This is a genomic window from Pseudomonas sp. SDO5271_S396 (assembly GCF_054071795.1).
In genome coordinates, this window is record NZ_JBSVWB010000033.1 from 61374 (window position 1) to 72162 (window position 10789).

The following is a 10789-nucleotide window of genomic DNA, read 5'->3' on the forward strand; positions in this document are numbered from 1 at the left end:
TTCATGGTTGAGACAGGAGTAACAGCCTACTACTGAAAACTGTCCGTGCCTGACCGTTTATCAGTTTGCCCAGCCGAAAAAATCTTCACTGGAAGACAGAAGACAAGCCCCGTGAAAAAGCCTATCTACAGTGATTGACCCAGATAAATCGTCCAGCTAAATACAAGGTACGGATCGCTGTTATCGACAGCACTTTCCCAGGTAGCCAGAACCTTCAAGGCTCCGTCACTTCGATGATGGTTCTCCCCAAGTGCGATTAGCGTTCGGTGGCTCGCACGGTGACCGTTGCTACGGTGATGAACGCCTACTGCTCTCCTGAGCGCCTTTCGAGCGCTGCTCGTGAGATAAGCCCTCTTGATTTTCTTCAACCCACTGCGGGGAAATCTTTCCCCGCACAGGGCAGGTTTCTTCGCGTTTTCAACGGAGACATACCATGCCCGACTCACTTACACCGCAAACACTGAACACCCTTCGGTTGCCCATCGTGTTCACCCCTGGCGCGTGGCAACGCGCAGTACTGCTCGAGCAATCCGATCACGCTGAGAAGCTGCAGGTCGATCGGTTGAGCCACGTATTGCGCGCAGCCTTCGAAGCCCACCTGGCCTATCCACACAAGCCCTACGTGCTGTTCGAGGTAATCCACATTGAACCAACCGATCACTTACACCACGACCCGTTGCTGCAATTGAGTCTGAGCCTACTCCAAGAACCGGGTCAGCCTGCCGCCTTGCTGATAGCGCTTGCAGGAGAACACCAGCGCTAAGCGCAATGGGCGGCGCCCACCTCCACATTCGGGCGGCATGCAAGACCTGCATCAATCCAACCCATCACCCAACCGGGGAACCCTCCCCCGACGGGCAAGGCGTTCCTCCGTTTTCTCTCGAGGAAATTGCCATGCGCGATATCTACCAAGACGTAACTGACAAGATCGTTACCGCGTTAGACCAAGGCGTTGCTCCCTGGATCAAACCCTGGTCCTCAAGTGGCTCCGCTTACATCGGTCATCAACCCTACCCCGTCAACGCCATCACACGACGTCCGTATTCGGGCATCAATTTACCGCTGCTCTGGGCCGAGGCCAGGTTGCAGGGGTTCACTCAAGATCGTTGGCTGACCTTCAACCAAGCCAAAAAGACCGGTGGGCACATTCGTAAGGGTGAGCACAGCACTCTGGCGGTGCTCTACAAGCCGATGGAGCGCGAGGAACAGACCGAGTCAGGCCAACCCGTACTCGATGAAAACGGTCAGCCCAAGGTCGCTCACTTCGGCATTCTCAGGACACATTTTCTGTTCAACATCGAGCAAACGGAGGGGCTCGAAATGCTCAATGAAACCCTGCTCGAGACGGAACAGAGTGATCCCTTCCAGCCCAACAGCGCCGCGGAAAATCTGCTATTAAGTTCAGGTGCACGCATCGTTCATCGGCCTGCCGACGAAGCCTTTTACCACCCGATCAGGGATCTCATCCAACTGCCGACAAAAGCACAATTTCACGATGAAGGCGGGTACTACGCCACGGCACTTCATGAGCTGACGCACTGGACCGGGCATCACTCTCGGTTGCAGCGCGAAGGCATGACGTCAGCCTGTCCGTTCGGCTCGCCAGGCTACGCGTTTGAGGAGTTGATCGCCGAGATGGGCGCTGCTTTTTTATGTGCCTACGCCGGTATACAGGGGGAGCTGCGGCACGAGGGCTACATCGACTCCTGGCTCGGCCTGCTCAAAGCTGACAAACGCGCGATCTTTCGCGCCAGTGGTCTGGCCCGAAGCGCCTCGGAGCATGTACTCAACCTGGAGCAGCAGCTGAAGCAGATGGTAATGGATGACTCACGATGCATGAACGATGGAGTTTGATCGTTAACTCACCGTTGCAATCGCATCACAGGGCCCAACGCGAGTTGGGCCCTTTTTCTGCGCCCAGAAAAATCCCCATGCCGCGGGGCTCTGATGCAAAGAGTCAGGGATGGGCACACACTCGCAGCCTGTCATTCCGCATCCAGGTTCTGCGCCAGAAAATCCATCAGCTCGAGCGGACTTCGGCTATCGATTACCTTGTAGATCAGATCACGCTTACTGCGCGGCAACTTCTTGACCACGCTCTTCGCCGAGGCCCGGACGGCTTCGTCGGTCCCATGGATACGTGCCGCGAGCAGCAGCACGAGCGTGGCGTCAGTGAGGTTCATGGCAAGACCCAAAAAATAGGCACCGCAGTGTACCGACTCTTGTCTTTTCCGTACTAGCCCCAACAAAACGATGCCTAGCAGTATCCATATTCCGATTGCCGCGCAAAGGGACACGCGCCAAAAGGACGGTAAGGGTTGGAAAGGAATGGGGGGTCAAGGGTAAGAGCCCTATCCGAAAAGGCTAAAAGGCCACTGACCCAGCCACTTCCCGGAGGTCACGATGCTCAGCCTGTTTCGCCGCAAAAGGCAGAAGCCCTCTCCGCCACTGACCGTCAACGTCGCCGAAGGTTACCTGCCCATCGAGTCGGCTCACAGCTTGTTAGCTGCGGAGCACCGCCGCCAGTTGCTCGATCGCATCTGGCAGTACACCGCCCTCTCCCACGCGCAGTTCATCCAGCTCTATTTAAATCCGATCCATCGCTACGCCGAACAGGTCCAGCAACTCCCGGCCAGCGAGACCCACCACCATGCGTATCTCGGCGGTATGCTCGACCATGGACTGGAACTGGTCGCTTGCAGTTTGAAACTGCGTCAGTCGTATCTGCTTCCCACTGGCGCCGCGCCCGAAGACCAGGCGGCCCAGACCGACGCGTGGTCGGCGGGCATCGCCTATGGCGCGCTGCTGCATGACATCGGGAAGATCGCCGTGGACCTGGTGGTCGAACGCCAGGATGGCCGTCTTTGGCATCCTTGGCAGGGTTCCCTGGATCAACCCTACCGTTTTCGCTACCTCAAAGGCCGCGACTATCACCTGCACGGCGCCGCCGCAGGCTTGCTCTACACCCAGATTCTCGACCGCACGATCCTGGACTGGCTCAGTGGCTTTCCGCCGCTATGGGCCAGTCTGCTGTATGTCCTGGCCGGTCAGTACGAACGTGCTGGCGTGCTCGGTGAGTTGGTGATGCAGGCCGACCGTGTCTCCACCGCGCAAAACATCGGTGGCAACCCAAGCAAGGCGCTGCAGGCCCCGATTCATTCGCTGCAACATCACTTGATCAGCGGACTGCGTCATCTGGTTCAGCACGAGCTGAAACTCAACCAGCCAGGTGCCGCAGGATGGCTGACCCAGGACGCACTCTGGCTCGTCAGCAAGACGGTCACGGACAAGCTGCGAGCCTATCTGCTGTCGCAATCGATTGAGGGCATTCCCTTCTCCAACATCGCGGTGTTCGACGAACTCCAGTCGCATGGGTTGGTCGAGTCCACCCCGGCAGGCAAAGCCATCTGGACCGCTCTTGTCGCACAAGGGAACTGGCAGCAAACCTTTACTTTTCTGCGCATCCAACCGGCTTTAATTTGGGGGAGCGAAGACCGCCCCGAGGCTTTCAGCGGAACGGTGAGCATGGCAGTCGATAACCACTCGACTGACGCTCCGGTATCACCGCCAGCACCCAAAGCTGTCAATACAAGATCAACTCAAAGCCCATCGCAGCCAGATCCCATTGCGATGGAGGATGCCGACTACCTCGGAACGCTGCTCGACATGTTCGAGCGGGAAGAGCCTGAGCTCAGCGACGCATCGTCAGCAAGCACTCTCGAAATCTCAATTCCCTCGACGGATAACCCTGGTCAGGTTTTCCTGAATTGGGTCAGGGAAGGCATTCAAAGTCATAAGCTGATCATCAACGACAGCAAGGCCAAGGTTCACACTGTGGACGGCATTGTGTTTCTGGTAACACCTGGCCTCTTCCAACGCTACGCTCAGGAGTTTCCTGGTATCTCACAGGGTGCCGAGCACGAAGGTGAAGAATGGCGCTGGGTGCAGAAGCAGTTCGAGAAACTGAAGGTCCACAGGAAGCGAGGCAACGGTCTAAACATCTGGATTTGCCAAGTACAAGGCCCTAGGAAAAAAACCACATTGAAGGGGTATTTGATTGAGGATCCAAAGCTATTTTTTGAATTGATACCGCCCGATAATCCCTTTCTTAAAATCGAAAAAGATTAAATTTCCAGAGTGCCCCACTAATGGGGACCGAAGCGCAGAGCTGACTCTGGAGTGACTCGCTGTTACACCGCTTTATTACCCATCGTGGGTGGTGCATTGCGTCCATGATGGATTGGATCCACCGCAGCCCCGGCTCGCCTAGCCTGTCCTACTTTATCTCTTCACCTTGTAGCAATTTTTGAGCAGGCTTTCACACAGGCCTGTCACGAGCACCACCGGTTCTTTGTTTGTCGTCTTGGGGAATCGACCCTTGTATAGGAAGGGGCGGCAGTAAATCACCCTATCAACGTTCGACTGCTACGCCGAGTTCTTCACGGAGGATTCGCGATGCCAAATTCAGACCTGCTCCCTTCACTGCTCGTCAAAATTAACGAAAACCAGCTCGCCCTTGAAGCGGCGATTCTGGAGCTTTCCAATTGGGTGGAGCGGCTCGTCAGAGGTAGCCGACAACGTTCGCGGCGCCTTGGCCGCGATTGACCGCAACGAAGAGTTCATAAAGATGACGCTTGCGCTCCTACTTACGCCACCGTGACCCCGGATCAATCAGGGATGATTTCCAAGTGATATCAAAATGTAATCGCTGACCGCTGGCAAAAGCGCTAGGATCAGACATTACATTGGCGCACTTTGTTTTCAGAAGGAAAAATCATGAATGGAATCGCTTCGGTGCTCGAGGCCAAAATTCTCAGCACAAGCCTACATCACCTCGATATCGAGACTGAGACATGTAATTCCGTTGCCATTCCCGTAGATAAAGCAGATCTCGAAGCCTATTTGAGCGCCTTGCTATTAGAAATTCATGGGCGTCCGCAGAACCGCCTGTACACATTGGCCAGTCCAACAACCGAATTCGCAACTTCCCTGAATGCATTTTTCGGCAGCAAAGACCTGGTAACCGCGCCTGAGACCCAGACACTAGCCGAACGTTTGCTGCGCATCGAAGTAAATACTGAAGAGCGTTATGGGCACCTGGATAGGTCAGGTAAGGGGCTTCTCAATAAAGGGAGTTTTCTCCAATTCCTTTATGTAGATGGAGGCTCGCTATCCTACTTAGGGGTGAAGATCGAGCATCAGCGATTTATTGATGAAACCGATCTGAAACAAAAAATTGGCCTTGGTGAATCCAATAAAATTTACAAGGCTTGCAAAGTAAGCATGGATGCCCAAGGAAAATTGGAACAAGTCTTCGTATTTGACACGCACTCCCGACCGTCAACCTACTGGTGGAAGGAGGTGCTGGAGCTACAACAGCTACGCAGTGATGCGCTCAATACCGAAACCGCTGTCAAGTGGGTGGTGAAGACACTTGGCAAGGTCAAGAGTGTATCGCCGGTCGATTATACGATCCTCCGCAACGCCACCATCGCGGCATTTAAGCAGACCGAAACGTTGAACTTCGATGATTTCGTGACCAAAACGTTTGCCAGCTATGCTCCACTGAGCACCACACTTGCCGAGGAGCTGCCAAACCTCGTGACCACGTTACGCTCGCTTCCGGAAAAACGAAAATTTGATGGGCAGTTCACTCTAGTCCCGTCAGCAGTACCCTTTCGCCGTCAAACTATCAAAGTCTCCGATCAAATCAGTGTGGCGTACGACGAGGATATTCCTGATCTTCCCGACAAGATCTGGTATTCGAAAACTCCGGCGGGCCAATCAGTCTTGGTGCTGGACGCACCTAATGTTGCAGGAATCTTCACCGAAAAGCCCTGGGACCTGAAATAAATGCTCAGCAGCCTTTTCACCTCTCGCCTAACTATTTCATCAGCAGAGGAACGGCTCGACCAATACAGACTTAACGCTGGTGAGCTCTGCACTATCTCTAAAGCTCGAGACATAGTAGATGATGCGTTTAAGTACTGGCGACTGCAGATTTCGCCCCGTGACAGGTTCTCCCTGACAATCGGATACGACGAGGACTCAAGGTGTGTAACGGACTTCTCCGAAGCAAGCTGCGCGCGCGTAAACGAGCTCTTCGAACTGAATGACGAAGATGACACATGCCGCATGTCAGTGGAGCTCATCGTACATAAAACGGTGCAACATCAACGACTGTCCTTATACGCACCGGCCTTGCTCGGCGCTTACTTAGAAAGCACCCCTACTCTCCAGGTATTAAAAGTTTTGGCTGGACGCATGGAGGGTGCACTGATTTTTGAATGCTTTGCTCCAATCGCGGCGGCTACCAGTTCAAGCATCTCGTTTCAATGTTCTGCGGATACGGCAGCCAATACCGGTGACCAACAGCAGGAGATCAACCGGAAGTCTGTCTTCGAAATTTTCCAGGACAATTGTTTTAGCAGAACCTTGCCGGGCATTTTTGTGCCGCAGGACTTCAATCTTACGACAGCAACCGGTGTGAGAGGCATTGATAATTTCTTTAAAAAAGCGCGAACTCTAGTCTCAGCGATATTTATTGCCAGCTCCGCAGAGTTAGATGATAAGGACCACCTCGAATATCGTATTTGTGGATACAAGACAATAGCGGGAACGGGACCACTAGATGACTTGACCGAAGGATCCGACATACTCTATAAATTGGTAACTTGGGCTTACGGAGATGGTGGAAACGCTGACAAAATCGGACTCGCCCGCAATGTCTTGTCGCTGTATATAACCGAATTGAAAAACCTATCCAATCATCCAGAAATAATTCACGCGATCCACTCAAACTATCAAATTTATTTAAAAGAAAACGTAGAAAGCTACCTTGAAGTAAAGGGCAAGATCACCGATATCCTCGTCGATGCAGTAAAAAAAACCCATGACCTCGTTGATTCGTTTATCGACTCGCTTAAAAATGGTATATTTGTATTATTAACATTTGTGCTAACCGTCGTGGTAGTCAACGGTCTCAAAGACACCAGTACCAGCGCGATATTCTCCTCGACCTACATTTGGGTCGTGGTTATCTTGTGCCTATTAATGAGCATTTGGGTTTTTAGTGCGCGTTCCAGTTCGCTCAGCCAGTTTGACAGGGCGTTCGACTCAATCGAAGAGTTGCTAAAACGAAACTACCATGGAGTACTTCAACTGGCCGAGGTTGACAATGCTTTGAACCCTGTTCGGATCAGCAACCGGGATTACTTGAGGAGTCAGTCGACACATTATGTCAGGGTGTGGTTGCTCATCGTCTTACTTCTGATTACCGGTTTCGTCATAGGAAACGTGCTTTTCGTTCAAGCGTCAACAGCGTCTAATTCAGCGCTCCCGCTTACACCAACCCAAGTACCAGTGCCGAACCCTGTAAATAAACAGGCCGCACCGTCTCCCGGTACGTTTGAACATACTAATCAACTGGATCGACTCAAGCCTACCAATGCGCTCGATCGCCGCGTCAATTTACGACCTGGCAAATCCGATTAACAATGTATTTCTCCATCCCGGTTAATGTCGTGTACGCTCACTTTGAGCATTTTGAAAAAAACGTAACATTAGAGTTACCCAAGGAAATATTTAAAAATGTGGAATTTTTGCGGTGATATTGAGTACGAATGTCATAAGTGCAAAATCAAAAACACCATGCCTATTGATGACTTCAGCATTGAGTGCACAGGCGGCTCCGAAAGATCAATGGGAGCCGAAAGCATCTACGAGCTTATCTGCGAACTATCCTGTGCCAAATGTGGAAACAATATCTCATTAAACTTTGAAGCATCAGAATACCCGTCAGAAATCCTAAATTTCATCATTGACAACTCAACTGGCGCGAACACTTTAAACGAACCAAGAATTGAGTACTTACAAGAGTTCTACCAAGCCGATGACCTCGACTTGCTTTGGCAATCGATCCCCGAACTGATCACGACACTTAAAAGCAACCCAAAGCTAATAAGAGAAATATCACCTCGTGAATTCGAAGAGTTGATCGCGGAAATATTTCGAAAAAAAGGTTTTGAAGTTGAGCTTACCAAAAGAACTCGAGATGGCGGAAAAGACATTATTGCGATATCCACCGACCAACTTGGAATCAAAAACAAATACTTTATTGAATGCAAACGCTATGCGGAAGACAACAAAGTCGGTGTAGAAGTTGTGAGAGCGCTACATGGCGTGAAAAACATGAAAGAAGGACCAAATAAAACAGTCATAGCAACAACCTCTTTTTTACGAAAGACGCTAGAGATTTTGTTGACAATGAAATTTCCAGCAGTTGGGACATGACACTTGCAGATTTTGATGAAATTATGAAATGGATTAACGACCATTAAAAAATTTCGGCGGAGGAACCTCGCCCCCGCCTTTACTCTATGCCATCCATTGCGCTGGAAACGTAGGCGCGCCCGTAATTTTTACGATGAAGTCACTCACCGATAACAGTATGACCATCTGAGAATTCGGCCGGCTTCGTGCACACTCCATTTTCTAGTTATCACTCGAAAACAGATACCTTTCAACAGATATCAAACCCGAGCTCAACCATTCGCTGTTTCTCGTTGGGTTTCAGCACCTTCACGCCCCAAATCAATAGGTGACGAGGCCTGGAGCTAGCGACGTAGGCAAAACGCGCGGCTTCTGAAAGCGGATCTTTAAGCCAATCCTTCCAATGCGATTGGGAACCCGATTTGAGCGACGAGACAACAACAGTCACATCATGAGTCTCACCCTTCACCTGATGGATCGTGGCGTAGCGGCGTGTCGATGCCGGTTGCTGATGCGCCATGGATAGTCGAGCGGATAGCGCTTGGGACCCCAAACCCGCTGGTGCGACTAAGCTTACCTCCTTAAGGCCTGTAAGCTTTGCAGCGATAGCTTCCAACGCGAAAGGTTGGTCAGGGATCTGCCGAATCGCACGTTTCGCGAGTGCTGCCCATTGCTTCCAAGTCAGACCAATATCTGATGCCCCACAAACACTCAGGTATTTGAGGCAATTGAAAACAAATCGGCGCCACGCAAGCTTGGACTCTATCTCAATCGGACAATAGAGGCTCGCGGGAGTGACTTCGAGATTCAGCTTGAAAGCCAACCATCCTGCGAAAGACTTCAGTGCGCGCCTCACCTCCTCTAGGTTTTGGCTCTCGATCGATACACAGGACAAAGCCAAGTCTTCCAACACACTGAACTTTCCACCGCGTGAGAAACGTTGGAGTGTGCTGTGCCCCCGAGCAACGATCACCACATCTTGATAGCCTTGAGCAAGGGCGATGATCAGGGGAGTTAGCTCCGATGGGCACTGCTGATACTGAATCAGCTTCGGCTTCAATGGCTCGATGTTTGGGTTGCCAGCACTTTTTGCGACATTCAGCAGATCACTGCAAAGATCGACAATCGCCTGGCCGCTTCGCCAATTGGCAGTTAGTTCGTACTCAGTGAATTGCAGATCATCCAGCAGTTTCCGTACGCGCTCTGGATTTGATTTTCTGAACCCGTATATAGACTGATTCAAGTCACCCACAAAATGAAACTTCATTCCTCGCCTAGCTAATTGCCTGACAATGTCCAACTGCTCCGCGGACAGGTCCTGGCACTCGTCAACGACCGTAATAGGGAACCGGCGAACGACTTTGGCGAGATATTCTTCGAACTGAGTGCCTCTCAAAGCCATGAGGGCAATCATGTCGATGTCCCGGTAGGTTGCGAACCCGCCCTTCCAAAACCGCTTTTTGGTATCGACCAGATCCTGCTTGGTCTCAGCACTCAGCTCCGCAGCATTGAGCTGGACATCCGTCAGCTCTCCTGTAGCGAACACGAAGCGCTTACTGTCCAGGTCGTAGTCATATTTGCACGCTGAAATCGTCCTCCCACATATCTTGGTCTTCGTGCGAAAAATGTTGGCTGTCTTATCGATGAGCCGGATGCGATAGTCACCATCCCTCCCCGGATAACCTGTTATCTGACTCGCTATTTTTGCCACGATATGGGTGAGAAGGAAGCTGTCGAACGTAGAGACGCAATGGGGATGTGCCAGTGGCTCTCCCAAATGTTCGGTGAGCCGAAGTTTCAACTCATCAGTCGCGCTATTGGAAAAGGTCAACACAGCGATTCCGGATGGAAACCGCCGCCATTTCTGAATCGACTTGCACACCATGGCGGCAAGGACTTCAGTTTTGCCGCTTCCCGGACAAGCCTTTAGGTAGATATTCTCTTCCAGCGAAGCGCCTATATAAGCCCGCTGCTCATCGGTGGGGAACGTCATTCGGCGCCCTCTGGCTGTGCCTCACAAGCCCAGAGGATGGCTGCACGAATGTATTCGGGCACCACGAAATCCTCCAAGTTTTCCGCTAAGGCATCTGCCAGGACTTGAGCATAGAGGCCTTTACCCATGTCATCAGAGTCGATGCGATCCAGCAGTTGCCCAGCGTACTCTGCCTTTTGAGCGTTCGGCATGTCGCCAAAATTCAATTCCGATGCCTCGTCCAGTCCCTTTTTGACAGTGCCTTGAGTGGGCCAATGATTCGCGGCGACTGCAAACATCCTGCTCAGGTTGTTGCTCTCGAGGGCGATGTCATACTCGAAGGTCTTGTACTTACCGGCGTAAAGTCTTCCGTACTCGGATTTTGCAATGATCGGAATAAGCTTGAGGGCATGGTTACTGCCTGCCATAAAGCTCTCTTGATGAGGCAAGTAAGGAACAATTGTCTTTTTACCCTCATCGTCCTCAATGGTTTGAATCGCCCCGGGTTTCGTAGACACCTCTTTGCCTTAAACTGAGGCCAATTAG

Annotated in this window: 9 protein-coding genes and 1 pseudogene; 7 read left to right on the forward strand and 3 right to left on the reverse strand. The window is 51.7% G+C overall.

Annotation, left to right across the window (positions count from 1 at the left end; translation table 11 throughout):
• Positions 1–433: 433 nt before the first annotated feature.
• Complete coding sequence (locus ACW9IN_RS20855; protein WP_016978896.1) at positions 434–763, forward strand: hypothetical protein; 330 nt, start codon at positions 434–436, stop codon at positions 761–763.
• Positions 764–894: 131 nt separating this feature from the next.
• A complete protein-coding gene (locus tag ACW9IN_RS20860; RefSeq protein WP_016978897.1) occupies positions 895–1854 on the forward strand; it encodes an ArdC family protein in 960 nt (319 codons plus the stop codon).
• Positions 1855–1985: 131 nt separating this feature from the next.
• Here ACW9IN_RS20860 and ACW9IN_RS20865 read toward each other — a convergent pair whose 3' ends face one another.
• On the reverse strand, positions 1986–2183 hold the full coding sequence (locus ACW9IN_RS20865; protein WP_177058541.1) for a DUF7740 domain-containing protein: 198 nt from the start codon (positions 2181–2183) through the stop codon (positions 1986–1988).
• Positions 2184–2403: 220 nt separating this feature from the next.
• Between ACW9IN_RS20865 and mobH the strand changes: the two genes are divergently transcribed.
• The 5 genes and pseudogenes from mobH (at position 2404) to ACW9IN_RS20890 (ending at position 8292) form a co-directional block, all read left to right on the forward strand.
• Complete coding sequence (gene mobH, locus ACW9IN_RS20870) at positions 2404–4128, forward strand: MobH family relaxase (protein WP_095013550.1); 1725 nt, start codon at positions 2404–2406, stop codon at positions 4126–4128.
• A gap of 327 nt (positions 4129–4455) precedes the next feature.
• Positions 4456–4660 (forward strand): annotated as a pseudogene (locus tag ACW9IN_RS20875) (hypothetical protein).
• Positions 4661–4776: 116 nt separating this feature from the next.
• Positions 4777–5853, forward strand: a complete 1077-nt coding sequence (locus ACW9IN_RS20880) for a hypothetical protein (protein WP_016978900.1) — start codon at positions 4777–4779, stop codon at positions 5851–5853.
• Positions 5854–7494, forward strand: coding sequence for a hypothetical protein (locus ACW9IN_RS20885; RefSeq protein ID WP_457367592.1), 1641 nt, complete (start codon positions 5854–5856; stop codon positions 7492–7494).
• A gap of 156 nt (positions 7495–7650) precedes the next feature.
• Positions 7651–8292 (forward strand): restriction endonuclease, encoded by a 642-nt coding sequence (locus ACW9IN_RS20890; RefSeq protein WP_200864542.1) that lies wholly within the window; start codon positions 7651–7653, stop codon positions 8290–8292.
• A gap of 229 nt (positions 8293–8521) precedes the next feature.
• Here the strand turns inward: ACW9IN_RS20890 and ACW9IN_RS20895 are convergent, their stop codons facing one another.
• Both ACW9IN_RS20895 and ACW9IN_RS20900 read right to left on the reverse strand, forming a co-directional pair.
• Positions 8522–10264: a UvrD-helicase domain-containing protein gene (locus ACW9IN_RS20895; protein WP_016978902.1), complete on the reverse strand. Its 1743-nt coding sequence runs from the start codon at positions 10262–10264 to the stop codon at positions 8522–8524.
• Positions 10261–10761, reverse strand: coding sequence for a hypothetical protein (locus ACW9IN_RS20900; RefSeq protein ID WP_457367593.1), 501 nt, complete (start codon positions 10759–10761; stop codon positions 10261–10263). The genes ACW9IN_RS20895 and ACW9IN_RS20900 overlap by 4 nt, the downstream gene beginning before the upstream one ends.
• Positions 10762–10789: the final 28 nt, after the last annotated feature.

Bases quoted from the DNA above. Each gene is read 5' to 3' on its own strand.
- ACW9IN_RS20855 (WP_016978896.1), top strand. From the start codon at position 434: ATGCCCGACTCACTTACACCGCAAACACTGAACACCCTTCGGTTGCCC.
- ACW9IN_RS20860 (WP_016978897.1), top strand. From the start codon at position 895: ATGCGCGATATCTACCAAGACGTAACTGACAAGATCGTTACCGCGTTA.
- ACW9IN_RS20865 (WP_177058541.1), bottom strand. From the start codon at position 2,183: ATGAACCTCACTGACGCCACGCTCGTGCTGCTGCTCGCGGCACGTATC.
- mobH (WP_095013550.1), top strand. From the start codon at position 2,404: ATGCTCAGCCTGTTTCGCCGCAAAAGGCAGAAGCCCTCTCCGCCACTG.
- ACW9IN_RS20880 (WP_016978900.1), top strand. From the start codon at position 4,777: ATGAATGGAATCGCTTCGGTGCTCGAGGCCAAAATTCTCAGCACAAGC.
- ACW9IN_RS20885 (WP_457367592.1), top strand. From the start codon at position 5,854: ATGCTCAGCAGCCTTTTCACCTCTCGCCTAACTATTTCATCAGCAGAG.
- ACW9IN_RS20890 (WP_200864542.1), top strand. From the start codon at position 7,651: ATGCCTATTGATGACTTCAGCATTGAGTGCACAGGCGGCTCCGAAAGA.
- ACW9IN_RS20895 (WP_016978902.1), bottom strand. From the start codon at position 10,264: ATGACGTTCCCCACCGATGAGCAGCGGGCTTATATAGGCGCTTCGCTG.